The sequence below is a fragment of the Paenibacillus sp. fava2 genome (genome assembly GCF_058313675.1).
Genome location: NZ_CM177755.1, coordinates 2,218,335 through 2,241,525 on the forward strand (window position 1 = coordinate 2,218,335; position 23,191 = coordinate 2,241,525).

Here is a 23,191-nt window from a genome sequence, read left to right on the forward strand (position 1 = left end):
GCATTTTTTTATGGCTCAGCGTGCAGTACTGAATGCAGACATCCGCAAAGGCACAATTAACCGCAATATTTACGGGCATTTCTCCGAACATCTGGGACGCTGCATTTATGAAGGGATCTGGGTGGGAGAGGATTCGCCGATTCCCAATACGAAGGGTATCCGCAACGATGTTGTGGAAGCGCTTAAGGAAATCAAAATTCCGGTGCTCCGCTGGCCGGGCGGCTGTTTTGCCGACGAGTACCACTGGAAGGACGGCATTGGTCCGCGTGAAGGCCGCAAACGGATGATTAATACACACTGGGGCGGCACAGTGGAGAACAACCATTTTGGTACCCACGAATTTATGGAGCTGTGCGCCATGCTGGAGTGTGAACCATACATCAACGGCAATGTGGGCAGCGGCACCGTTCAGGAAATGTCCGAATGGGTGGAGTACCTGACATTTAACGGCGTGTCCCCGATGGCGGAGCTGCGCAAGGAGAACGGCCATGAGGAGCCGTGGAGCGTATCCTATTTTGGCGTGGGGAATGAGAACTGGGGCTGCGGCGGCAACATGCGTCCTGAATATTATGCCGATCTGTACCGCCGTTACCAGACTTATGTGCGCAATTATGGTGACAACAAGATCCACCGGATTGCCTGCGGCGCAAATGTGGATGATTACAACTGGACGGAAGTGCTCATGCGTGAAGCAACCCGGTTCATGGACTCGCTGACCCTGCATTATTACACAATCCCGACAGGTGAATGGAACAACAAGGGCGCGGCTACCGGGTTTGAAGCCAAGGAGTGGTTCTCCACTCTGAAAGCGGCGCTTCGCATGGATGAGCTGGTTACCCGCCACAGCGTTATTATGGATAAGTATGATCCGGAGAAGCGTGTCGGCCTGATCGTCGATGAATGGGGGACCTGGTATGATGTGGAGCCGGGCACCAATCCGGGCTTCCTGTACCAGCAGAACTCGATCCGCGATGCGCTGGTGGCCGGACTGACGCTGAATATTTTCCACAAGCACAGCGACCGGGTGCGCATGGCGAATATTGCCCAGACCATCAACGTGCTGCAGGCTGTTATTCTTACCGAAGGAGATAAAATGATCCTGACCCCTACGTACCATGTATTCAACATGTACAAGGTGCATCAGGATGCGCAGCTGCTGGATCTGGCTCTGGAGAGTGGAGTATACAGCTTCGAGGGCAGCGAAATTCCGGAAGTGTCCGCATCCGCTTCTGTCAACGCAGATGGCGTGATTCATGTGAGCCTGTGCAACCTGAATCATGCAGCAGCGGCCAAGCTGCCGCTTGAGCTGCGCGGACTGGCCGGCCGGGAGGTAGAAATTACCGGCACAACGCTGGCCGGAGCCTCTATTGATGCGCACAATACCTTCAGTGATCCGGAAGCGGTGGCTCCGCAGCCGTTCACGGCCTTCAGCCTGGAAGACGGCATAATCAGCGTGGAACTGGCTCCGATGTCGGTGACTGTACTGGCCATTAAGCCGAAAGCCTGAAGAAGGTGATCCTGGGATGAGCACAGCTTCTGCCTGCAAGGGCTGCCGGGAAGAATACAAGGTTACGGAGGCGCAGATTGCCCGGATTCTGGCGTCCTCCATGTTTAATCCGGATAATACCGCCCCGGAGGAGGTATATGCCGCACGTTACGCAATCTGCACAGCATGTCCCAAGCTGCAGGACGGCGTGACCTGTACAGCCTGCGGCTGCATCATTCCGGTCGTTGCCCGCCTGAAGGCGCGCGGCTGTCCCCTGCCGGGGGGCGGACTGTGGCAGCCTATGCCTGCACCTGCGGGAGCATAGGCTGCCCAGCCGGCAAACGGTCTCACGGGCAAAGACCTAAACATGCGGGCGGCAATCCGCATAATGCAAAGCAGCGGCAGTCATGGACGAGGAGATACGTCCGCGGCTGCCGCTTTTTTGTGTGTTGTATTATTGCAGAGGTTCCGCTGCAGCCGGGGCGCAGCGGACAGTTACCGCTGTAATATATTTCTTGCCGGTGAGTTAACCGGCTGGTTCGGCAAGGGCTGCGCCATCCGTATAGAACAGCTCAACGACCAGATCGTCGTTGTAGTTGCCGAAGCCTTTGCCGAACAGGGTGAGTCCGCCGATATGCTCGGCATCCTCCTCAACCGAGAGGCGGAAGGTCCATTGCTTGTCACGGATGCCGACTTGATCGAGCGTAATATCCGAGAGCTTGAGGCCGTCCATAAAGGTTCCCTTCGGCGTTATGCGCAGCTGCTTCAGCAGCCCGTACTGGTTGGTAAGCGCAGGCCACCAGGAGGGGGTATACTTGCCGCGGCTGTCCCCGTAGTCGCCTGGACTCGTCCAGAAGCCGAGCACAGTGCCGTTCAGGGTAAAGGTGATGTCCGAAGGCCAGTTATTATTGATCGACGGTGCCTCGGAGGCGATTTCCATTGTAACCACAAGCTCCTCCGGCTGCTGGCTGGATAACAGGAAATTGGGAATTTTGTATTCGACAAAGCCTTTACCGAACCAGAGAATGCCGGCATTCATCCGCTCCATATCCCAGAAGTAGCGCGGATCGTCGAAGCTGCCAATCACCTGTGTGGTGGTGGCAAGGCCGCAGGTCGGTTCAATCTGGAAGTCGGAGTAATGTCCGACAGGAATCTCCTTGCGGTGGGCTTTACGCTCTGTTTTGTCCGGGGCCGGGAAGAGAATCTCAGCCCGCTCGGCCGCAAGGGAGCAAATCTTCTGCAGCCCGCTCTTTCCGGGAGCCATATGGGTAGTAATCAGCCCGGCCGCCTCCAGCTTGCGCACATGCATCGTCATGATGGCACTGCTGAGATTCACTGCACCGGCCAGCTCCTTGACGTTCATCGGCTGTACCGCAAGCAGCCGGAGCATGTGCAGGCGTACTGCACTGGATAAGGCTTCATAGACCGGCAGAGAGTCTTCGGTAAGATCAAGTTTCATGGTGAACCTCCGTTACATGTTAATTAATTAATAATTATATTAGTTAAGGCGATTTTACACAAGCCAAATCAAAGAAAGCTTCCGGTTCACTTTTATCACAGACAAGCTTGCACGCAGATTATTATAATGTACTCGATAAAATAGCAAGCGAACAAGGTGCCCTTGCCAGAGCAAGGGGTAACAGGGAATCGGGTGCAACTCCCGAGCGGTCCCGCCACTGTAAGAAAGAGCCAGGCTCCAGCATGTCACTCGGGCAAGTACCGGGGAAGACGGGGCAGGGCGTTATGATTTCGAGCCAGGAGACCTACCTTGTAAGCGCACACCACGACTCTACGCGGATAGGAGCGGTGTACGAATAGGTTCAGGAATCGAGGATGTCCGGCACTGCTGCAGGCAGAGGGCTCTCTTTTGCATACCTGATGACGTACATATACTCCCGCCCCTCAAAGGGCGGGAGTTTTTGGTCTGCTGCTGTACAAAACAGTGATTTTGGAAGGGGAAAAGGTATGGGGAAAAGCGGAATTTGGCGTTTTGCAGCGCTGATCGCGGGATTTACCGTCTATTTTTTGCTGAATGAACCGGGCACGGCGGCAGCGATGCACATCATGGAGGGATTTTTACCTGTAGGCTGGGCTGTTTTCTGGTGGGCAGTGTTTATCCCGTTTTTTGTGCTGGGCATTGTCAGGCTGAACCAAATGACCAGGGATAACCCGGAGCTGAAGCTGCTGCTCGGCTTGTCCGGGGCATTCACCTTTGTGCTGTCGGCGCTCAAAATGCCCTCCGTCACCGGCAGCAGCTCCCACCCGACCGGGACAGGCCTCGGCGCAATCATGCTGGGGCCGGTGCCAATGAGTGTGATCGGCTCGGTAGTGCTGCTGTTCCAGGCGTTATTGCTGGCGCACGGCGGCATAACGACACTCGGGGCAAATGCTTTTTCGATGGCGGTGGCCGGACCGTTTGCCGGCTATGCGGTGTACAGGCTGATCATGAAATCCGGCGACCGTGAAAAGCTGGCCGTATTCTGTGCCGCTGCGGCCGCAGATCTGATGACCTATGTGGTGACATCGTTTCAGCTGGCTGTTGCTTTTCCGGCGGCAGACGGTGGTGTGGTTGCTTCATTGATGAAATTCGGCGGGATTTTTGCAATAACCCAGATTCCGCTGGCGGTAAGCGAGGGGCTGCTGACGGTGCTGCTGTGGAACTGGCTGAAGTCATACAGTCCGAATGAGCTGTCACTGCTCAAGCGGCAAACGAAAGGGGGGAGCCTGTAATGAAAAGCATATGGAAAAACGGGCTGATGCTGCTTGCGGTTGTCCTTCTGGTGGTGCTGCCGCTGCTGTTTGTGAACGGGGAGTTCGGCGGAGCCGATGATGCCGCGGAGGGAATAATCACCGAGATTGCCCCGGACTATAAGCCCTGGTTCGGACCGCTGACGGAGCTGCCGGGTGAAACAGAGAGCATGCTGTTTGCGCTGCAGGCGGCAATCGGAGCGGGAGTGATCGGGTACACCATAGGACTGCTGAGAGGCAGGCAGGACCGGCAGAAGCTGAATGATCAGAAGAATTGATGCCTGTGTATCCATGAATGCACTGCGCCTGCTGTCTCCCATGTGGAAAAGCCTGTTCGCTGCACTGATGTTCGTCCTTGCCTGCACGCTGCATCCGGTACTGCAGGCCGGGATTACGGTCTGGATGATGGTATGGTGTACAGTCTATGCCCAAATTCCGCTGCGTGTCTACGGGCTGTTGTCCGGTACGGCGCTGCTGTTCTGCGTTATGAGCATGCCGGCGCTGCTGCTGGAATTCGGTCATTCTGCAGGCGGCCAGCAAGTGGGCCTTATTCAGCTTCCGGCACTGCCGCTGTACATCACGGAGGACGGGCTACAGCGTGCCGGACTTCTGCTGGCAAGGGTGGCCGCCTGCATGAGCTGTTTTCTGTTCCTTATTTTTACAACGCCGTTCCATGAGCTTCTTCAAGTGCTCCGCAGGCTGCGGATGCCGCAGATTGTGCTGGAGCTGATGCTGATTATGTACCGTTTCCTGTTCATACTCGGGGATACGGCGCAGGGCATGCTGCTGGCACGGACACTGCGCGGCGGGAAAAGGGGCTTCCGGGACAGGCTGCGTGAGACTGCTGAAATGGCAGGAGCCTTGTTTGCCGGTACGATGCGCCGTTATTACGGGCTGTCCCAGGGGCTGACAGCCCGCGGATTTACCGGGGAGATCATGCTGCCCCCTTATGTGGCGCGGCCGGTACCGCTTAAATATTCTTTGCAGGCCTACGCGGGCATTGTGTTGCTGCTGCTCGCGCAGTGGTGGATTGTAAGTCATTAGAAGACGCGCAAGCGGAGGGCTGTAAGGCCCGGGAGATTCCGCACAGCAAATCATTCAGCCGGGATAGGCCCGGAATTAAGGAGATTGCAACAGATATGGAATACAGTCTGTCTTTTGACGGTGTCGTGTTCCGTTATCCGGACACGGCGGAGCCGGCCCTGAAGGAACTGAGCTTTAAGGTCCCGCAGGGCAGCAGAACGGCAGTGCTCGGCCATAACGGCTCAGGCAAATCTACACTGTTCCTGCATGCCGTCGGCGTGCTGCGCCCGCAGCAGGGCTGCATCACAGTATCGGGCAGACCGCTCGTCTATTCGCGCAAGGAGCTGGGGAGGCTGCGGCGCACTGCGGGTCTGGTGTTCCAGGACCCCGAGCAGCAGCTGATCCTGAGTACCCCGCAGGATGATATTTCTTTCGGGCTGCGGGGTACCGGGATGGATGAAAGGGAGATCCGCCGGCGCTGCAGTGAAGTGATTGAACTGCTGAAGCTGGAGGAATTCACAGACAAGCCGATCCATCAGCTCAGCCTGGGCCAGAAAAAGCGGACCGCACTTGCAGGTGTGCTGGCAATGCAGCCGGAGCTGATTCTGCTCGATGAGCCGACAGCCTATCTGGATCCAATGTCTGAAGCGCAGCTGCTCTCCGGTCTGGAGAGCATCCATGCTGCGGGAACGACAGTTGTGATGGCCACGCACGATATGAACCTGGCTTACCGCTGGGCGGACTGGATTATTGTGCTGGACCGCGGAAGCTGCCTGGCGGAGGGGACGCCCGGGGAGATTTTTGCCGGACACGCTGCGCTGCAGGCAACCGGCCTTGGCATGCCGCTGCTGGCTGATCTGTGGTACAGCCTGCCCGGCCGTCTGACGGCAGGATACCCGGCTCCCCGGACGGCGGGGGATTTCAAGGACATTCTGCAGCAGCTGCTCTGAAGTACTGAGGGCAGCATGTAACAGATCTACATTAGAACGGGGGAGACAGGAATGGAGAAGCAAGGAAAGCTGCTGATTATCGGCTTTGGCCCCGGCGCGCTTGAGCAGATTACCGGGCGTGCGCTGGCGGCAATTGAAGAGAGCGAGGCTGTGATCGGATACAACACCTATGTGGAGCTGATCAGGCCGCTGCTGACACATCAGGAGATTGTCGGCACCGGAATGACCGAGGAGGTCAGCCGGGCCCAGGAAGCGGTGCGCCGGGCCGAGGCAGGCCAGACGATTGCTGTTATTTCCAGCGGGGATGCCGGTGTATACGGTATGGCCGGTCTGGTCTATGAGGTGCTGATGGAGCGGGGCTGGAGTCCTTCAGGCGGAGTTGAAGTCGAGGTCATTCCGGGAATATCGGCCATTCAGTCCTGCGCCTCGCTTCTGGGGGCGCCGGTGATGCATGATTCCTGCACGATCAGCCTGAGCGACCATCTTACGCCGTGGGACAGCATCGCGGCGCGTGTTGAGGCGGCAGGAGCGGCGGATTTTGTCATCGCCTTTTATAATCCCCGCAGCGGCCGGCGGACCCGGCAGATCGAGGAAGCGCGCAGCATTCTGCTCCGTTACCGCGCTCCTTCCACGCCGGTCGGCATCGTCAGGAATGCCTACCGGGAGCGGCAGGAGATTATTATAACCACACTGCAGGACATGCCCCTGCAGGAAATCGGCATGCTCTCTACGGTAATCGTCGGGAACTCATCCACTTCGGTCTATGAAGGCCTGATGGTTACGCCGCGCGGTTACGAGCGCAAGTACAATCTTGGCGCCGACGCGCAGGCGCTGAAGCCGCATGAGCGGCTCCGGCCGGCGGCGGAGCCGTGGTCGCTGGCTGCCGGCTTGAGCCCCGGCAGCGGCGGCAGTCTGCCGGGCGGCGGCGCGCCGGCAGATGCCGGGAAAGAGCAGGCGGCTGCCCTTGCCGCCTTAGACTGCAGCGCGGCGGTGCTCGCGCCAGCCGGCCTTGAGGTATCTCCGGAGCTCGGCAGCCGGAGATACAGCGGCGCCCAGATGCGCCTGCTGGCGGAGCTGGCCGGCGATGACGGCCAGCTCGTGTACTCGCGGAACGGGCATTTCCTGCTGCACAGCAGCCAGGCTGAGCAGGCGGAGCTGGCTGCCCGGCTGTCGGCTGCCGGACTGTATGTCAGCCTGCCCGGCGATGCGGTCAGGGTAATCTCCTGCGACTTCTGCGAGCTAAGGAAGGACCAGGGCCGGGAAACGGCGGTCCGCCTGCACAAGCTGCTGCAAGGCCAGCCGGTTCCCCGGGAGCTGCACATCAGTGTTGCGGGCTGCGGCATGGCCTGCAGCTCGGCTGTGCTGGAGGATATAGGCGTTGTTTATAGCCGGGGCAGCTATGAGCTGTACCTTGGAGGCAAGAAAACCGGGCGGGGGGCCCATGCCGGAACCCGCGTCCGCTCAGGCATGAATGAGGACGAAACCGTTGCCGCTGTGGCTGAGGTTGTCGGACAATACCGGGAACACGGCCAGCCGGGCGAGCAGTTTCATGCCTTTTTTGCGGAAAAATACGTAGATACGTCCGGAGCAGGGGTTAGTGAACAGACGGGCAGCACAGCCCGCAGCGAAGAGGAGAACAGCATGAATAAAAAAACAATACTGCTTGTAGGCCACGGCAGCCGGGTGGAAGCAGGTAATGAGGAATTAAGGAGCTTTACGGCCGGACTTGCTGCCGGCATGCCGGAGCTGAACATAGTAACCTGTTTTATTGAGCTGGCAGCGCCTTCGATTGCCGGAGGCATTGAACGCTGTGTAACCGGGGGAGCAACAACCGTATATGTGGTGCCGGTTATCCTGTTTGCCGCCGGCCATTCCAAGCTGGATATTCCTATGGCCATCGACGAAGCCAGGAAGAAATATCCCGGAGTGGAATTTGTGTACGGGCGGCCGGTCGGGGTGCAGGAGCGGGCGGTGGATATTCTGCTGGACCGGATCGCGGAGGCTGCTGCAGTACAGGGGCAGGCTGAAATGCAGGGCGCTCCGGTTCCGGCCGGAGATACTGTAGTGCTTATGATGGGCCGCGGGGGAAGTGATCCTGACGCCAACAGTGACTTCTGCAAGCTGTCCAGGCTGCTGTGGGAAAGAACGGCATACAAAAGTGTTGAGAGCTGCTTTATTGCGATTGCGGGTCCATCCCTTGACGAAGGGCTGGAGCGCTGTCTGGCGCTGGGCGCACGAAAAATAATCGTGCTGCCGTACCTGCTGTTCACCGGAGTGCTGATGCAGCAGTTTACGGAGCGCGTGACCGCCTTTGCGGCCGCTCATCCGGAGATCCGGGTGGAGTTAGGCAGCAGTATCGGCAGCCACCCGCTGCTGGCAGAGATGCTGAAGGAGCGGATCGAAGAGACGCTGGGCGGCCGGGCTTTTGCCAACTGCGATACCTGTAAATACCGTGCTGAAGCCGCAGCCCACCATCACCACCACCATCATGATAATGATGGACATGTACATCATCACGGGCACCATCACGAGCTTCACCATGGTCATCATCACGGGCATCATCATGAGCATGAGGGCTCCCATGGACACGGGCACAGTCCTGAGCATCACCGCCATGAGCCTGACCATCTGCATGACCGTCAGCCGGCTCAATCTGCCGCCCAGGCAACTGGCCGCAGGCAGGAGTCCGGAACCGCAGCAGCGGAGACAGCTGCGGCAGGCAGTCCCGGGGAGCTGTAGCCGCGATGATATTGATGCTCTGCGGGACGGGGGATGCACGGGAGCTGGCGGTATCCCTGGTGCGCCTTGGCCTGCCGCTGACGGCTTCGGTCGTTACTGCGAGTGCAGCGGAACGGCTGGAGGAGGCCGGGGTCAGCACCAGAACCGGCAGGCTGGACCGGGAGGGGATGATTGCTCTTCTGCAGCAGGAGGATTATAGGGCTGTCGTAGACGCCAGCCATCCCTTTGCGCTTGAAGCCCATGCGAATGCCATACAGGCAGCTGCAGCACTTGGATTGCCGTACTTCCGCTATGAGCGCCCGGGTCTCGCTTTTGACATGCATCCGCGGCTGATTAAAGTGCATTCCTATGAGGAGGCGGCCCTTGCCGCGAAGAGGATCAAGGGCTCTGTTATGCTGACAACCGGAGGCAAGACGCTGGAGATTTTTGCAGAGCAGCTGCTGGGTGATCCGGAGATCCGCCTGACGGTCAGACTGCTGCCCTGCCTGGAGAATATGGAAAAGTGCAGCAGGCTGGGAATTGAACAGCGTAATGTGATTGCGCTGCAGGGGCCTTTTTCACGGGAGATGAATGAAGCGCTGTTCCGCCACTATGGCACACAGGTGATGATCACCAAGGAGAGCGGCGCGGAGGGCTCGGTTGAAGAAAAGCTGCAGGCAGCGCTCGATATGGGGCTGTATGTCATACTGATCGTTCGTCCGCAGCTCCATTGTGCAGGGAACGGGAGGATTTTTGATTCCTTTGCAGAGCTGGCGGAGGCGGTTGGAGCTGGCAGCGGACTATGGCAGGAAAAGTGAGGCAGGAGAGAAATGGGAGGGATGAACATGGATTTCGGAACAGAGTTTAAACCGCTGACCGTTCAGCCGCAGGAGATTGAACAGTTAAGCTTTCAGATGATTACTGAGGAGCTGGGCAGCCATGATTTCAGTGCTGAGCAGTATCCGGTCGTGCAGCGGATCATCCATGCTTCGGCTGATTTTGAGCTCGGACGGAGTCTGGTGTTCCATCCGCAGGCTATGGAAGCAGGGATACAGGCAATTCTCGCGGGAAAGCCGGTTATCGCCGATGTGCGGATGGTGGAGGCGGGCATAGCCAAAGAGCGTTTACAGCGCTACGGCGGGGAGGTGCGTGTCCATATCTCCGATCCTGATGTCATTGAAGCAGCAAGGGAACAGGGGCTTACCAGAGCTATTGTGGCAACACGCAAGGCCTGTGCGGAAGCTCCGGGCGGTATCTACGTCATCGGCAATGCTCCTACTGCACTGCTGGAGCTGATCCGTCTGATCAAAGCAGGCGAAGCCCGGCCGGGGCTGGTTATCGGCATGCCGGTCGGCTTCGTGTCTGCCGCTGAATCGAAGGACGAGCTGCGCAGGCTGGAAATTCCATATATTACGAACATCGGACGCAAGGGCGGCAGCACTGTCGTTGTTGCTGCCGTCAATGCGCTGAGCCTGCTGGCGGTCCGCCGGGCTGAAACGGATGCCGCTCATGGGCGGCCATGACCGGGAATAAGGAAGCTGCGGGGAGTCCGCCGGCGATGCGCCGTGGGTACACCACAGGAGCCTGTGCAGCCGCAGCCGCCAAAGGAGCAGCACACCTGCTTATAACAGGCGAGGAGCTGGGAGGTGTTGAGCTGTACCTGCCGGCCGGCTTCCGCCACATCTTCGAATTGACCGGATGGCAGCTCGGCGGGGAGGGGACTGCAGTCTGTGCAACCATAAAGGATGCCGGGGATGATCCGGATGCCACGCACCGGGCCAGGATTGAAGCGGCGGTCAGCTGGCTGGACCATCCCGGCATCGAGATTGACGGCGGACGCGGAGTCGGCCGGGTAACCAAGCCGGGCCTGCCGGTAGCCGTAGGTGAAGCCGCCATCAATCCGGTACCGCGGCGGATGATCCGCGAAGCTGTCTCGGAGGTACTTGAAGAGCATGGCGCGGCACGCGGGCTGCGGGTTGTGATCAGTGTGCCGGAAGGTGAAGCGATTGCGCTGAAGACACTCAATCCGCGGCTTGGCATTCTGGGCGGCATCTCCATCCTTGGTACGCGGGGTGTGGTTACCCCGTTCTCTACCGAGGCCTACCAGGCAAGCATCGTCCAGGCGATTTCGGTTGCCGCTGCTGCCGGGAACAGCCGGCTGGTCCTGACCACCGGCGGCAGCAGTGAAAAATACGCGATGGCGATGTTCCCGGAGCTTCCGGAGGAAGCTTTTATCCAGATGGGGGAATACGTGGGCTTCTCGCTCGGCCATGCCAAAGCCTACGGATTCCAAAAGGTTACGCTTGTCGGCATGGCCGGCAAATATTCCAAGGTTGCGCAAGGGGCGATGCTGATCCATTCGAAGAATGCACCGGTCGATTTCGGCTTTCTCTCGGCTGTTGCCGCTGAGGCGGGGGCGGATGTGCAGCTGGTGCAGCAGATTACAGGCGCGAATACCGCTTCTCAGGTAGTCGATCTGATGACGGAGGCAGGGAACGGTGCTTTTTTTGAGCTGCTGTGCCGTTACGGCTGCAAGCATTGTATCAGACATATGGACGGAGATATGACAGTGGAAATGGTGCTGATTACGATGAAGGGCCGGATGCTGGGGAGGGCGGAAATCCGTGGATAATGTTATTTATGTCATAGGCATCGGCGAAGACGGCGCCGGAGGGCTGACCGCGCAGAGCCTGCGCAGAATTGAGGAAAGTGAGGTGCTCTGCGGCGGAGAGCGGCAGCTGTCATTCTTCCCGCGGTACAGCGGACAAAAGCTTGTCCTGCAGGGCGGTCTGGAGGCCTTTGCCGAAAGGCTGGACGGTAAATACAGGGAGCGTCAGACCGTTGTGCTGGCTTCAGGCGATCCGCTGTTTTTCGGGATTGCCGGCTACCTGGTGCGCCGGTTTGGTCCGCAGCATGTGGAGGTCATCCCCCATTACAGCAGCGTGCAGCTTGCCTTTGCCCGGCTGGGTGACAGCTGGCAGGATGTGGAGCTGGTCAGCCTGCACGGCCGTCCAATAGCAGGACTGGCCCAGCGGATCGACGGGAGAGCGAAGCTGGCGCTGCTTACGGACGGGGTCAACACTCCGGCGCGCATTGCCGCTTACCTGCTGGAGTTCGGAATGCTGGAGTATGAAGCCTTTGTGTGCGAACGGCTGGGCGGCCGGGATGAGTGCTGCGGCTTCTGGGAGCTGGAGGCCATGGCCCGGCATGAGTTTGCTGCGCTCAATGTGGTTATTCTGCGCAGAAAGCCGGGAAGCGGAGGAGGCGGCAGGCGGGGATTTGCTTATCCGGATGAGGCCTTTGCCCAGCGCAAGCCGGAAAAGGGGCTGATCACGAAGCGCGAGGTCCGCGCACTGGTTCTCTCCGAGCTGAATCTGGCGGAGAATGCGGTCGTGTGGGACATCGGCTCCGGTTCGGGGGCGGTTGCTGCGGAGTGTGCGCGGATTGCCCGGCTTGGCAAAGTATATGCTGTGGAAAAAGAAGCGGTTAACCTGCCGAATATGGAGGCGAACCGGCGCAAATTCCGTGCCGACTATACCATTGTTCACAGCAGGGCTCCGGAGGGGCTGGAGCAGCTGCCCGACCCGGATGCAGTGTTCATCGGAGGCAGCGGCGGCGAACTTGCCGATATTATTGCCCATGCGGCTGAGCGGCTGCGGCCGGGGGGAGTCATCGTCATCGCGGCGATTACGGTGGAGACGCTGCACGGAAGCCTGACGGCGCTGGCGGCGGCGGGTCTGGAAACAGAGGTTACGCAGCTGCAGGCATCGCGGGGCAGGCCGATTCTCGGCATGACCCGGTTCGAGGGGATGAATCCTGTTTTCGTAGTCAGTGCCACTGCCACCTGCATTGAGGAACATAATTAACACTAAAAGGAGGATACATAGATGAGCTTAAAGGAAGAACTGCTTCCTGAAGATGGACCTGCCCTGCTAGCCATGGGTACACTGTATGGGGTTGGTGTCGGTCCGGGTGACCCGGAGCTGATTACAGTAAAGGCCTGCCGGCTGCTAAGGGAATGTCCGGTCATTGCTTACCCCGAGGCCCGCAAAGGCGGTAAGTCCTACGCCCATGAAATCGTGGACATGTATGTGGATGCTGAGCAGAAAACGATGCTCGGCCTTGTCTTTCCGATGACCAAAGACCCGGTACAGCTGGCAAACGGCTGGCGCTGGACGGTTGAGCTGTGCTGGAATGAGCTGCGGCACGGGAATGATGTGGCTTTTGTGACGGAAGGGGACCCGAATCTGTACAGCACCTTTATCCATCTGGCCCGGCTGATGCAGGAGCTCCATCCCGGCGTGCCGGTAGTGTCCGTACCGGGGATTTCCTCGGTGCTTGGCGCTGCCGCCGCTCTCGAACAGCCGCTCGCCGACGGCGACCAGCGGGTAGGCATCATTCCCGCAACCGGGGACCGGGAGGCGCTGAAGGAGGCGCTGCTGCACCATGACACAGTTGTATTTTTGAAGGTGGCCAAGGTGCTGGATACTGTGCTTGATGTGCTGGACGAGCTGGGTCTTGGCGGAAAAGCCTCCGTGGTGACCAAAGTAACCTCACCGTATGAGACGGTATGGCGGGATGCCCGCGAGCTGCGCGGCCGTGAGCTGGAGTATCTGAGCCTGATGGTGGTGAGCAAATGAGCGGCCTGCGGCTTGAACCAAAGGTGTACATTGTCGGTGCAGGGCCGGGCGACCCGGAGCTGATAACAGTCAAAGGCAGCCGGATTCTGCGCTCGGCCGATCTGGTTCTCTATGCCGATTCGCTGGTCAGCGAGGAGCTGGTCCGCAGTGCGAAGCCCGGCGCGCAGGTTGTGCAGAGCTCGGGGCTCGATCTGGAGCAGCAGGTGGAGCTGATGGCCCGGACGGTCAAGGAAGGCCGGAGTGTGGCGCGCGTGCATACCGGCGATCCGTCCATGTACGGGGCCATCCTCGAGCAGATGTCGCTGCTGAAGCTGTGCGGCGTCAGCTGTGAGATTATTCCCGGCGTCAGCTCCGTATTTGCTTCAGCAGCGGCGCTCGGTGCCGAGCTGACCGTACCGGAGCTGACCCAGACGGTCATTCTGACCCGTGCCGGAGGGCGCACCCCGGTGCCGGAGCGTGAGCAGCTGCGTGCCCTGGCCGCCCATCACTGCACGGTGGCGCTATTTCTGAGCGCAGCGCTTGCCGGACAGGCCGCCGCTGAATTTCTAGCTGCCGGCTGGAGCCCCGATACCCCGGTAGCCGTCGTTAAGAGAGCTACATGGCCGGACCAGCAGATTGTGCGGACGACCGTGCAGCATCTGGAACGGGATCTGCAGGAGGCCGGCATTACCATGCATGCGATGATCCTGGCCGGCCGGGCGCTGGACCCGGAGCTGGTGAACCGCGATGCCCACCGCTCGAAGCTCTATGACCGGTCCTTTACCCACGGCTTCCGGCAGGGGAGCGGCCAGGATGGCTAGTAAGTTTGCTGCTGTAGCCATTACCCGCAACGGAATCAGGCTGGCCCTGAAGCTGGGCGGCCTGCTGGCGGATACCGAGGTGTACTGTTATGCCAAATACAGCGGGGAGCTGGAGGAGATTCCGGGAGAACGGCGGATTTTCGACGGACCGGTCAAGGAGCTTCTGCCAGGATTATTCCGCGGGTATGAGGCGGTTATTCTGTTCTTCTCACTGGGAGCCGCCGTCCGGCTGATGGCCCCGCTGCTGGAGGACAAACGGCATGATCCCGCCGTCATTGTAATCGACGAGAGCGGAGCGCATGTCATAAGCGTACTGTCAGGCCATCTGGGCGGAGCGAACAGGCTGACCCTGCGCATCGCCCGGCTGCTGGAGAGCCGTCCGGTCATTACGACGGCCTCCGATGTGCAGGGCATTTTTGCCGCCGATCTGCTGGGCCGGGAATTCGGCTGGCAGGCGGAGAGCTTTGCTCCGATGAAGAGCGTCAGCGCAGCGCTGGTCAACGGTGAACCGGTAGCCGTGCTGCAGGAAGCGGGCGAAACGGACTGGCTGCCTGCGGGAGCCGTATTGCCGGAGCATGTCCGGCTCTGCGGCAGCACGACTGAGCTGCAGCAGCCTTACCGTGCGGCGGTTGTCATCACCGACCGGCTGCTGGATGAGACTGAAGCTGCAGCGCTCCGCGGACTGCCTGCTGCAGTGTACCGGCCCCGCAGCCTGGTGCTGGGGCTGGGCTGCAACCGCGGGACGTCAGCGGCTGAGCTGGAGGCCGTCGTTATGGAGACGCTGGCAGAGCTGCGGCTGTCTCCGCCAAGCATCCGGGGCGCCGCGACCATAACGATTAAAGGCGATGAGGCCGGACTGCTTGAGCTTTGCCGTAAATTTGGCTGGGAGCTTAGCCTGTTTACACCGGAGCAGCTGAATACAGTGCCGCTTAAGCAGCCCTCTGCCGTTGTATTCAAGGCAACCGGAGCCTATGGCGTCTGTGAACCGGCTGCCCTGCTGGCTTCAGGAGGCGGCGAGCTGCTGCTGGCCAAGAAAAAGAGCGGCAATGTAACCATTGCTGTTGCCAGAATATCTTTCGGCGGCGGCAGGGAGGAGACCGAAAATGAATAAAGGAGTTCCATTCCGGGAGATTGGGCGTTCGCTGCCACAATACCGCCCGCGTGTTATCGTCGCCGGCACCGGCAGCGGTTCAGGCAAGACAACCGTGACACTGGGGCTGATGCGGGCGTTTGCCCGGCGCGGACTGAAGGTCCAGGGCTTCAAATGCGGCCCTGACTATATTGATCCCGCCTATCACGCTGCTGTAACGGGGCGGCCTGCCCGTAACCTCGACTCCTGGATGACCTCACACCCGTATCTTCTGCAGTATTTTGCGGATTCCTCAGAAGACGCAGAACTGTCTGTTGTGGAGGGCGTTATGGGACTGTATGACGGTAAAGAGGCGGACGGGCTGACAGGCTCCACCGCAGAGCTTGCCATTATTACAGACAGCCCTGTGGTGCTGGTCGTGGATGTGCGCAGCATGGGCCGCAGTTCGGCCGCGGTTGTGCTCGGCTTCCGGGAGCTGGAGCCGCGGGTGCGGATTGCTGCGGTTATTGTGAACCGCTGCGGAAGCGAGAGTCATTACCAGACGGTAAAGACGGCCATCGAAGCCGCCTGCGGCATCCCTGTTATCGGCGGCCTGATGCGTGATGCCGCGCTGGACATCCCGGAGCGGCATCTGGGCCTGCTGCCCGCTGTGGAGCGGGGCGAGCTGGAAGCGCTGTTCGGGCATGCCGCTGATGCGCTTGCGGCTGGCGCGGATCTGGAGCAGCTGCTCCAGATCGCGCAGGCTGCGCCTCCGCTGCCGCCCTGCCCGGCGCTTACCGCTGCGAACGCATCCGCTGCTGCGTCCGCCGGGCCAACAGAGGCAGCGCGGTCTGCCCCGGCCGCTGCAGGTTCGGCTATGCCGGTCCAAAGACCGGTCATCGCCGTTGCACAAGATGCGGCATTCAATTTCTATTATGCCGACAATCTGGAGCTGCTGGGCCGTGCCGGTGCCCGGCTGATCCCGTTCAGCCCGCTGCGCGGCGATCAGATTCCGCCGGAGGCGGACGGCATCTATCTCGGCGGCGGCTTCCCGGAGGAATTCGCTGCAGAAATTTCCGCCAATACCGGCTTTATTGGCGGTCTGCTTGCAGCGGCTGAAGCCGGCATGCCGCTGTATGCGGAATGCGGCGGCTACATGGTGCTGGCCCGGACGCTTACCGACCGTGCCGGAGCGGTGCACAGGATGGCCGGGGTCATCCCTGCCGACGCAGTAATGCAGGAACGCCGTGCTGCGCTTGGCTACCGAGAGGTTACAGCGCTGCAGGACAGCCTGCTGCTGAAGCGGGGCGAGCGGCTGCGCGGCCATGAGTTCCATTACTCGTTAATGAATTACGATGAACAGGAAGACAGGCTGTATGCCTACGAGAGCAAGGGGCGGGGCGGCAGCCGGCCGGAAGGATATCTCCGGGGGAATGTCATGGCCGCGTATGCTCATATTCATCTCGCCTCCCATTTCCCGGCGGCAGAGCGATTCGTCTCAGCCTGCCGCTTCTACAGAGAGCGGAGAACCGCCCATTTCCCGCATTAAATGGCTGGTTGTCCGTACGCGGTGCTTATAAGAACTCGTCACTTTTTCCGGAGATAATGGTGGAGGGACGGGTTCTTTTTATTTTTCCGAGAGTATGTCAACCGCTTGTCATACTGACACTAGGCACGTATAATCATTTTAAGAGAGCGTTTTATTTTGATATGCGGATTATACATTGACCGGCCCGGAAGCGGGGCCTGCGCTTATTTTAGAAGGGAGAATGCTGCTGTGAGAGTACTTGGAGCTATTGAAGCCGGGGGAACCAAATTTGTATGCGGAATCGGACATGAGGACGGGTCGGTAATCGACCGGGTCAGCTTCCCGACGACAACGCCGCAGGAAACGATGGGACTTGTGCTGGACTACTTTTCCGGAAAAAATGCGGAAGCCATCGGGATCGGCTCATTCGGGCCGATTGACCCGGTATTGGGCAGCCCAACATACGGCCATATCACTACTACACCTAAGCCTCATTGGGGAGGATTTAATCTGGTGGGTGCAGTTGCGGAGCATTTTGACGTGCCGATCGGCTTTGATACCGATGTGAACGGGGCTGCGCTCGGTGAGTATACCTGGGGAGCTGCGCAGGGTCTGGATAGCTGTCTATATATTACTGTAGGTACAGGTATTGGAGCCGGTGCGGTTATAGGCGGTCAGCTGATTCACGGCCTGTCCCATCCGGAGATGGGACATATTCTGGTTCCGCGCCATCCTGAGGATACCTACAGCGGATTCTGCCCTTACCATGGGGATTGCCTGGAGGGCCTGGCTGCGGGGCCGGCTATCGGCAGCCGCTGGGGCAAGCCTGCCGGCGAGCTGGCTGCGGATCATCCGGCCTGGGCGATGGAGGCCCACTACCTGGCTCATGCACTGATGAACTACGTGCTGGTGCTGTCCCCGCAGAAGATTGTTATGGGCGGCGGAGTCATGAAGCAGAGCCAGCTGTTCCCGCTGATCCATTCCAAACTGCAGGAGCTGCTCGGCGGATATGTCCAGCACGCTGCACTGAATCAGGAGATCGGCAGCTACATCGTGCCGCCGCAGCTGGGCGACAACGCCGGTCTTGCCGGGGCGCTTGGCCTGGCCAAGCTGGCGCTCGCGGGGGCCTGATTCAAAAAGGGATTGACTGTACGGAAATATATGGTATTGTAGTTTCTAACAGTATAGCGTTTACGAGGAAGCACCTCTTTCACGATAGTTCGTGGGAGAGGTGCTTTTTTGCGTAAAGATAAGAAAGTATAGGTTTCACCAATCCTTTATCCTTATCTTTCTCGCAGAACCGGATACCGTCCTGTTTAGGACGATGAAGCCGTTTCTACTTGTATGCATGCTGTAAGACAACGAAAGTAGGGATTCCAATGCAGATTGTGTTTTTGAACCGGTTGTCCAGAATGTCCGGAGCGGATCAGGAGGTATATGCCCAGCTCTGGATCGGGGAAGAGGAGGGGATCTGGCGCATCGGATGGCGTGATTTCTCCGGAACCCGTGAAACGGATGAGCATATCTGGTATGAGGGCGGCTCATGGAATGAGATGCTCTGCGTCTACAGGCATGAACTGGCAGTAAAGATGGGGGACGGCTACCGCCCGCTGATTGACGGTGCTTTTCACGAGGAAGAGACGCTGGCAGGGCGTAACCGGGAGCAGCTGAAGCTGCAGTACTACAGTGAGCAATATGGCAATCAGGCCGTCTACGAGGAGCTCTGCGCCTGGCGGCGCGGCAAAGCGTCCAGCGAGCGGAAGGCACCTTATATTCTGGCCAGCAACCGTCTGCTGCGCATGCTCAGCGCTTATCTGCCGCGCACGGAAGAGGAGCTGCTGCAGATTCCGGGAGTCGGCGAGGGCAAGGCCGCGCAGCATGGCAGCGACTGGCTGGGCATTACGGCCGCGATTCCGCGTGAGCACAGCTACCCGCTGGGCTGGGTGAATGAGGCTGTGGAGGAGGAGGGTTTCTCGTCCTGGCTGTACAAGCAGAAGGAGATCAAGTACAAGAAGCAGCTTGAACGTCTGCGGCTGCGGCGGATTCTGCTGCAGGGCATCGAGAACGGGCTTGGCATGGAGCAGCTGCAGGCAACCGGGGGGATCAGCCGCCGTGAAGTGCTGGAAGCGGTTGAAGAGCTGGAGAAGGAGGGCTACTCCGTTGAGAAGCTGATCGAGAATGAGCTGAAGGAGGTCTCAGCAGAGGAGCAGAACAGGATCTGGACAGCCTATGAGCTGATGGGCGATACTTTTTTGAAGCCTGCGCTGTATAAGGCGTACGGTGATAATTTCTCGCCGGCGGAGGGGCTCGATCTCTATTATGAGCGCCTGCGGCTCATCCGTATCCGCTTCCGGCGGACCCGCGAGTCCCAGTTCATGGGAGAAGCGGTAAGCTATTAGAATATGCAAAAGGCGAAGGTTCCCCATACTTTGCAGTAGCGGTAGCCTTCGCCTCAGCGTAATCGTCCGTTAACGTTCATAGCCAATCCTTTTTGCGGAAAATAACAAGCATCCCGCAGCCTAGCGTTACCATCACAGCAATTACGCCGTAGTAGCCGTACTGCGAATGGGTCTCGGGTATATTGTCAAAGTTCATCCCGTATATACCGGTAATGACGGTCAGCGGCATGAATATTGTAGTTATTGCAGTAAACACTCTCATAATTTCATTGGCGCGGTTAGCAATACTCGACTGGTAGGCTTCTCGCAAGTTGCCCATCAGGTCGCGGTAGGTCTCAAAGGTTTCAGAGATCTTGACCGCATTTTCATAAATATCGCTGAAATACTTCTGCAGCTGGTCGTCGATCAGGCGCAGGTCCTTTTTGTTCAGAGTGTTGATGACTTCCTTCTGCGGCCCAAGCATCTTCTTCAGCCACAGAATTTCACTGCGCAAACCGATAATCTCGCTCAGATGTGTTTTCTTGGTATGCATCAGGATATCTTCCTCAAGCTTCTCTATCCGCGCTTCAATCCGGTCGCCGACTGAGAAGTAGTTGTCAACAACAATGTCGATCAGATGGTAGAGGAAGCGGTCAGGCTCGCTGACCTCCTGCTCCCACAGAATGGGCTTCAGGACGCGCAGTTCGTGAATCTTCTGTTTGGTGACAGTAATAATGTAATGTCTGCCCAGGAATACATTCAGCGCCCGGAGGAAAATTTCCTCGTCGTCAAACCGGATGCTGTTTACTACTATAAAATAATGGCTCTCATAAATTTCAATTTTTGGCCGCTGCTCCTCTTCGCTGAGGCAGTCCTCCACGGCAAGATCATGCAGATTGAACAGGGGCTGTAGCTGCTCCAGATCCTCATCATCCGCATCAATCCAGTAGAATCCTTCAGCGGGGGCGGTCAGTGTTGCTTCAATGTCATCAATCGGGGTAAAAACCCCTGCGTTTACCAGCCGGATTTTCATCTGATTTCACTCCTTATGTCCCCGGTCTTCTCCAGGGTTATGCTAATTAAAGCACACGGAAAAAATCAGCTTAGCCGGCAGTACAATCAATGAACGGGCCAGAATGACGTCTCGAGAGCATGAAGAAGTAGTGCTCCCGCCGCCGGCAAGCTGATGTTAATCCTGTGTGGTTGCTCACTTTGCACGCTTAACTGCGTACCCGGGTCGCCTTCCATTCTTCTCTCACCTCTGCTCCTCGTCATTTGTGCCGTTGAAACACTTGTCTAGTATAACGCCGGGGTATGCCTCTTTCAAGCAAAATTCTTTTCATTTCAAGGGCTCTTCAGCATTGTATGGACTTGACGAAAAGCAGGTTCATGATTTAAAGTGAATTTTAAGAAAATTAATTGAATACAGCTAAATCTTATCAAGAGCAGGTGGAGGGACTGGCCCGATGAAACCCGGCAACCGGCGTATATACGCACGGTGCTAATTCTTGCGGAAGCTATGCAGGGGATCTAACCCCGGCGTTGGTTCTGGCAGATGAGAGAGGCGCATATGACTGAACCTATATGACCTTTCTCGTGCGAGAAGGGTCATTTTTGCATGGAAATCAGTTTGAGATCAGGTACTAATTCGATTAAGGAGTGGACACAGCTATGCCAATCAAAATTCCTGACAGTTTACCGGCCAAAGAAGTATTATCCGGAGAAAATATCTTTGTAATGGATGAAAGCCAAGCTTTTCACCAGGATATCCGTCCGCTGCGGATCGCCATCCTGAATCTGATGCCAACCAAGGAAACGACCGAAACGCAGCTGCTGCGCCTGATCGGAAACTCTCCGCTCCAGGTCGATGTAGTCCTGCTTCATCCCAGCTCCCATACCTCCAAGAATACTTCAGCAGAACATTTGAAGAGCTTCTATACAACCTTTGATGAAATCAGCAACCGCCGGTTCGACGGCCTGATTGTGACCGGGGCTCCTGTAGAGCAGCTGGAGTTCGAAGATGTGAATTACTGGGAAGAGCTAAAGCGGATTTTTGAATGGAGCAAACATAACGTTACATCGACCATGCATATCTGTTGGGCCGCCCAGGCGGGATTGTATCATCACTTTGGTGTACGCAAGGTCAGCCTGGAAGAGAAATGCTTTGGAGTGTTCCCGCACACCTTGAGCCATAATAATGTTAAGCTACTGCGCGGCTTTGATGAGGTATTCCATGTGCCGCACTCCCGCCATACCGACGTATCGCGTGAAGATATCGAAGCTAACCCGGAGCTGCAGATTCTGGCCGAATCGGAGGAAGCCGGAGTTTACCTTGTAGCGACACATGACGGCAGACAGATCTTTGTTACCGGACATTCCGAATATGACCCGTTCTCGCTAAAATGGGAATATGACCGTGACGTTGCCAAGGGGATGGATATTGCGCTGCCGAAACATTATTATCCCAAGGATGATCCGCAGCGTACACCACCGGCCGTATGGCGCGCCCATGCCAACTTATTGTTCGCCAATTGGCTCAATTACTATGTATACCAGGAGACACCCTTCGATATTGGCCCTATTATTTAATAATATAGAAGCAACTGTACAATAACCCCACATTAGGAGGCTCACGATGGACGAGAAACTGAGGATTGAAAGCAGACTTGCACAAATAGGCTCACAGGAAGATCCCGCTACCGGGGCAGTTAATTATCCGATTTACAACGCAACGGCATTCCGTCACCCGAGACTTGGACAAAGCACCGGCTTTGATTATATCCGTACCAAAAACCCGACCCGTTCCGTACTGGAAACGGCTGCGGCTGAGCTGGAGTCCGGCGATGCCGGCTTTGCCTGCAGCTCCGGCATGGCTGCCCTGACCACCGTGTTCGCTTTATTCGGGCAGGGCGACCACCTTGTCGTGTCCCTTGACCTGTATGGCGGAACCTATCGTCTTCTGGAACGGATTCTGTCCAAGTACGGAATCACGGCCTCCTATGTGGATACCAATGATCTTGACGGGCTGGAGGCAGCCCGCCGTCCGGAGACGAAGGCTGTATTTATCGAGACGCCGACCAATCCGCTGATGATGATTACCGATATAGAAGCAGTGTGTACCTGGGCCGGCCATCACGGGCTGCTGACCATTGTGGACAATACGCTGCTTACCCCGTTCTTCCAGCGTCCGCTTGAGCTTGGTGCGGATATCATCGTTCATAGCGCAACCAAATATTTGGGAGGCCACAACGATGTACTTGCCGGACTGATCGTGACCAAAGGAGCCGAGCTGTCTGCTGAAATGGCTGTTCTGCACAATTCGCTGGGCGCCGTTCTTGCTCCGAACGACAGCTATCAGCTGATGAAGGGCATGAAGACACTGGCCCTGCGCATGGAACGGCATGAGAGCAACGCCTTGACGATTGCTCGCTATCTGCTGGAGCATCCGGCTGTGGCCGAGGTGTTCCATCCGGGGCTGCCGGATCATCCGGGGTATGAAATCCAGAACCGCCAATCCTCCGGCAACACCGGGATTTTCTCCTTTAAAGTGAAGGATGCCCGGTACGTGGAGCCGCTGCTCCGCCATATCCGCCTGATTGCTTTTGCCGAGAGCCTGGGCGGTGTTGAATCCCTGATGACTTATCCGGCCGTGCAGACTCATGCCGACATTCCGGTTGAGATCCGCGATGCTGTCGGTGTAGATGACCGGCTGCTGCGCTTCTCCGTCGGCATTGAGCATGTAAACGACCTGATCGCTGATCTTGGCCAGGCGCTGGAAGCGGCCCGGATCGAACTGGAGCAGGCTGTACCAGCTGAATAAATATACAGGGGAGACGGCAGCGCAGCTAATG

The 23,191-nt window shown here is 57.9% G+C and carries 20 protein-coding genes, 2 pseudogenes and 2 riboswitches; of the genes and pseudogenes, 20 read left to right on the plus strand and 2 right to left on the minus strand.

Annotation, left to right across the window (positions count from 1 at the left end; genetic code table 11):
- Positions 1-10: 10 nt before the first annotated feature.
- Both AC4G46_RS09240 and AC4G46_RS09245 read left to right on the plus strand, forming a co-directional pair.
- The gene (locus AC4G46_RS09240) at positions 11-1,507 is read left to right on the plus strand and encodes an alpha-N-arabinofuranosidase (protein WP_491127669.1); all 1,497 of its coding nucleotides are present in this window, start codon (positions 11-13) and stop codon (positions 1,505-1,507) included.
- Positions 1,508-1,523: 16 nt separating this feature from the next.
- Complete coding sequence (locus tag AC4G46_RS09245; RefSeq protein ID WP_491127670.1) at positions 1,524-1,811, plus strand: hypothetical protein; 288 nt, start codon at positions 1,524-1,526, stop codon at positions 1,809-1,811.
- Positions 1,812-2,012: 201 nt separating this feature from the next.
- Here AC4G46_RS09245 and AC4G46_RS09250 read toward each other — a convergent pair whose 3' ends face one another.
- Positions 2,013-2,945 carry an ArsR/SmtB family transcription factor gene (locus AC4G46_RS09250; RefSeq protein WP_491127671.1) on the minus strand — a complete coding sequence of 311 codons (933 nt, stop codon included), beginning with the start codon at positions 2,943-2,945 and terminating at the stop codon, positions 2,013-2,015.
- Between the two features lie 137 nt (positions 2,946-3,082).
- Positions 3,083-3,271, plus strand: a riboswitch (cobalamin riboswitch).
- A 180-nt stretch (positions 3,272-3,451) separates the two neighbouring features.
- On the opposite strand from AC4G46_RS09250, the gene AC4G46_RS09255 reads away from it, so the two are divergent.
- The 16 genes and pseudogenes from AC4G46_RS09255 to AC4G46_RS09330 all read left to right on the plus strand — a co-directional run bounded on the left by AC4G46_RS09255 (position 3,452) and on the right by AC4G46_RS09330 (position 19,361).
- Positions 3,452-4,216, plus strand: a complete 765-nt coding sequence (locus AC4G46_RS09255; protein ID WP_491127672.1) for an energy-coupling factor ABC transporter permease — start codon at positions 3,452-3,454, stop codon at positions 4,214-4,216.
- On the plus strand, positions 4,216-4,512 hold the full coding sequence (locus AC4G46_RS09260; protein WP_491127673.1) for an energy-coupling factor ABC transporter substrate-binding protein: 297 nt from the start codon (positions 4,216-4,218) through the stop codon (positions 4,510-4,512). Before AC4G46_RS09255 ends, AC4G46_RS09260 begins: the two co-directional genes overlap by 1 nt.
- Positions 4,496-5,278 (plus strand): cobalt ECF transporter T component CbiQ, encoded by a 783-nt coding sequence (cbiQ, locus tag AC4G46_RS09265; RefSeq protein ID WP_491127674.1) that lies wholly within the window; start codon positions 4,496-4,498, stop codon positions 5,276-5,278. Before AC4G46_RS09260 ends, cbiQ begins: the two co-directional genes overlap by 17 nt.
- A 95-nt stretch (positions 5,279-5,373) precedes the next feature.
- Complete coding sequence (locus AC4G46_RS09270; protein WP_491127675.1) at positions 5,374-6,207, plus strand: energy-coupling factor ABC transporter ATP-binding protein; 834 nt, start codon at positions 5,374-5,376, stop codon at positions 6,205-6,207.
- Between the two features lie 51 nt (positions 6,208-6,258).
- Positions 6,259-7,836 (plus strand): annotated as a pseudogene (gene cobJ / locus AC4G46_RS09275) (precorrin-3B C(17)-methyltransferase); the annotation flags it as partial.
- Positions 7,837-7,875: 39 nt separating this feature from the next.
- A pseudogene (locus AC4G46_RS09280) lies at positions 7,876-8,946 on the plus strand (sirohydrochlorin chelatase); the annotation flags it as partial.
- Positions 8,947-8,951: 5 nt separating this feature from the next.
- Positions 8,952-9,743, plus strand: a complete 792-nt coding sequence (cobK, locus tag AC4G46_RS09285; protein ID WP_491127676.1) for a precorrin-6A reductase — start codon at positions 8,952-8,954, stop codon at positions 9,741-9,743.
- Positions 9,744-9,770: 27 nt separating this feature from the next.
- The gene (locus tag AC4G46_RS09290) at positions 9,771-10,448 is read left to right on the plus strand and encodes a precorrin-8X methylmutase (protein ID WP_491127677.1); all 678 of its coding nucleotides are present in this window, start codon (positions 9,771-9,773) and stop codon (positions 10,446-10,448) included.
- Entirely contained in the window at positions 10,445-11,557 is a 1,113-nt protein-coding gene (locus AC4G46_RS09295; RefSeq protein WP_491127678.1) for a cobalt-precorrin-5B (C(1))-methyltransferase, read from the plus strand. The genes AC4G46_RS09290 and AC4G46_RS09295 overlap by 4 nt, the downstream gene beginning before the upstream one ends.
- Complete coding sequence (cbiE, locus tag AC4G46_RS09300; RefSeq protein ID WP_491127679.1) at positions 11,550-12,791, plus strand: precorrin-6y C5,15-methyltransferase (decarboxylating) subunit CbiE; 1,242 nt, start codon at positions 11,550-11,552, stop codon at positions 12,789-12,791. Before AC4G46_RS09295 ends, cbiE begins: the two co-directional genes overlap by 8 nt.
- A gap of 21 nt (positions 12,792-12,812) precedes the next feature.
- The gene (gene cobI, locus AC4G46_RS09305; protein ID WP_491127680.1) at positions 12,813-13,565 is read left to right on the plus strand and encodes a precorrin-2 C(20)-methyltransferase; all 753 of its coding nucleotides are present in this window, start codon (positions 12,813-12,815) and stop codon (positions 13,563-13,565) included.
- Positions 13,566-13,570: 5 nt separating this feature from the next.
- Positions 13,571-14,365, plus strand: coding sequence for a precorrin-4 C(11)-methyltransferase (gene cobM / locus AC4G46_RS09310; RefSeq protein WP_491128833.1), 795 nt, complete (start codon positions 13,571-13,573; stop codon positions 14,363-14,365).
- Positions 14,358-15,476 (plus strand): cobalt-precorrin 5A hydrolase, encoded by a 1,119-nt coding sequence (locus tag AC4G46_RS09315; protein WP_491127681.1) that lies wholly within the window; start codon positions 14,358-14,360, stop codon positions 15,474-15,476. The genes cobM and AC4G46_RS09315 overlap by 8 nt, the downstream gene beginning before the upstream one ends.
- Positions 15,469-16,983 (plus strand): cobyrinic acid a,c-diamide synthase CobB, encoded by a 1,515-nt coding sequence (locus AC4G46_RS09320; RefSeq protein ID WP_491127682.1) that lies wholly within the window; start codon positions 15,469-15,471, stop codon positions 16,981-16,983. Before AC4G46_RS09315 ends, AC4G46_RS09320 begins: the two co-directional genes overlap by 8 nt.
- 228 nt (positions 16,984-17,211) lie before the next feature.
- Positions 17,212-18,093: an ROK family protein gene (locus AC4G46_RS09325; RefSeq protein ID WP_491127683.1), complete on the plus strand. Its 882-nt coding sequence runs from the start codon at positions 17,212-17,214 to the stop codon at positions 18,091-18,093.
- Between the two features lie 248 nt (positions 18,094-18,341).
- Positions 18,342-19,361 carry an HRDC domain-containing protein gene (locus AC4G46_RS09330; protein WP_491127684.1) on the plus strand — a complete coding sequence of 340 codons (1,020 nt, stop codon included), beginning with the start codon at positions 18,342-18,344 and terminating at the stop codon, positions 19,359-19,361.
- Positions 19,362-19,437: 76 nt separating this feature from the next.
- On the opposite strand, the gene corA is transcribed toward AC4G46_RS09330, so the two are convergent.
- Positions 19,438-20,373 carry a magnesium/cobalt transporter CorA gene (gene corA, locus AC4G46_RS09335; RefSeq protein ID WP_068728979.1) on the minus strand — a complete coding sequence of 312 codons (936 nt, stop codon included), beginning with the start codon at positions 20,371-20,373 and terminating at the stop codon, positions 19,438-19,440.
- 400 nt (positions 20,374-20,773) lie between these two features.
- A riboswitch (SAM riboswitch) is annotated at positions 20,774-20,902 on the plus strand.
- Positions 20,903-21,011: 109 nt separating this feature from the next.
- On the opposite strand from corA, the gene metA reads away from it, so the two are divergent.
- Positions 21,012-21,929 (plus strand): homoserine O-acetyltransferase MetA, encoded by a 918-nt coding sequence (gene metA / locus AC4G46_RS09340; protein WP_491127685.1) that lies wholly within the window; start codon positions 21,012-21,014, stop codon positions 21,927-21,929.
- Between the two features lie 46 nt (positions 21,930-21,975).
- The gene (locus AC4G46_RS09345) at positions 21,976-23,160 is read left to right on the plus strand and encodes an aminotransferase class I/II-fold pyridoxal phosphate-dependent enzyme (RefSeq protein ID WP_491127686.1); all 1,185 of its coding nucleotides are present in this window, start codon (positions 21,976-21,978) and stop codon (positions 23,158-23,160) included.
- The last annotated feature ends 31 nt before the right edge of the window (positions 23,161-23,191 follow it).

What these genes read in the sequence shown, in the direction of transcription:
- AC4G46_RS09240 (WP_491127669.1), top strand. Translation starts at nt 11, where the DNA reads ATGGCTCAGCGTGCAGTACTGAATGCAGACATCCGCAAAGGCACAATT.
- AC4G46_RS09245 (WP_491127670.1), top strand. Translation starts at nt 1,524, where the DNA reads ATGAGCACAGCTTCTGCCTGCAAGGGCTGCCGGGAAGAATACAAGGTT.
- AC4G46_RS09250 (WP_491127671.1), bottom strand. Translation starts at nt 2,945, where the DNA reads ATGAAACTTGATCTTACCGAAGACTCTCTGCCGGTCTATGAAGCCTTA.
- AC4G46_RS09255 (WP_491127672.1), top strand. Translation starts at nt 3,452, where the DNA reads ATGGGGAAAAGCGGAATTTGGCGTTTTGCAGCGCTGATCGCGGGATTT.
- AC4G46_RS09260 (WP_491127673.1), top strand. Translation starts at nt 4,216, where the DNA reads ATGAAAAGCATATGGAAAAACGGGCTGATGCTGCTTGCGGTTGTCCTT.
- cbiQ (WP_491127674.1), top strand. Translation starts at nt 4,496, where the DNA reads ATGATCAGAAGAATTGATGCCTGTGTATCCATGAATGCACTGCGCCTG.
- AC4G46_RS09270 (WP_491127675.1), top strand. Translation starts at nt 5,374, where the DNA reads ATGGAATACAGTCTGTCTTTTGACGGTGTCGTGTTCCGTTATCCGGAC.
- cobK (WP_491127676.1), top strand. Translation starts at nt 8,952, where the DNA reads ATGATATTGATGCTCTGCGGGACGGGGGATGCACGGGAGCTGGCGGTA.
- AC4G46_RS09290 (WP_491127677.1), top strand. Translation starts at nt 9,771, where the DNA reads ATGGATTTCGGAACAGAGTTTAAACCGCTGACCGTTCAGCCGCAGGAG.
- AC4G46_RS09295 (WP_491127678.1), top strand. Translation starts at nt 10,445, where the DNA reads ATGACCGGGAATAAGGAAGCTGCGGGGAGTCCGCCGGCGATGCGCCGT.
- cobI (WP_491127680.1), top strand. Translation starts at nt 12,813, where the DNA reads ATGAGCTTAAAGGAAGAACTGCTTCCTGAAGATGGACCTGCCCTGCTA.
- AC4G46_RS09315 (WP_491127681.1), top strand. Translation starts at nt 14,358, where the DNA reads ATGGCTAGTAAGTTTGCTGCTGTAGCCATTACCCGCAACGGAATCAGG.
- AC4G46_RS09320 (WP_491127682.1), top strand. Translation starts at nt 15,469, where the DNA reads ATGAATAAAGGAGTTCCATTCCGGGAGATTGGGCGTTCGCTGCCACAA.
- AC4G46_RS09330 (WP_491127684.1), top strand. Translation starts at nt 18,342, where the DNA reads ATGCAGATTGTGTTTTTGAACCGGTTGTCCAGAATGTCCGGAGCGGAT.
- corA (WP_068728979.1), bottom strand. Translation starts at nt 20,373, where the DNA reads ATGAAAATCCGGCTGGTAAACGCAGGGGTTTTTACCCCGATTGATGAC.
- metA (WP_491127685.1), top strand. Translation starts at nt 21,012, where the DNA reads ATGCCAATCAAAATTCCTGACAGTTTACCGGCCAAAGAAGTATTATCC.
- AC4G46_RS09345 (WP_491127686.1), top strand. Translation starts at nt 21,976, where the DNA reads ATGGACGAGAAACTGAGGATTGAAAGCAGACTTGCACAAATAGGCTCA.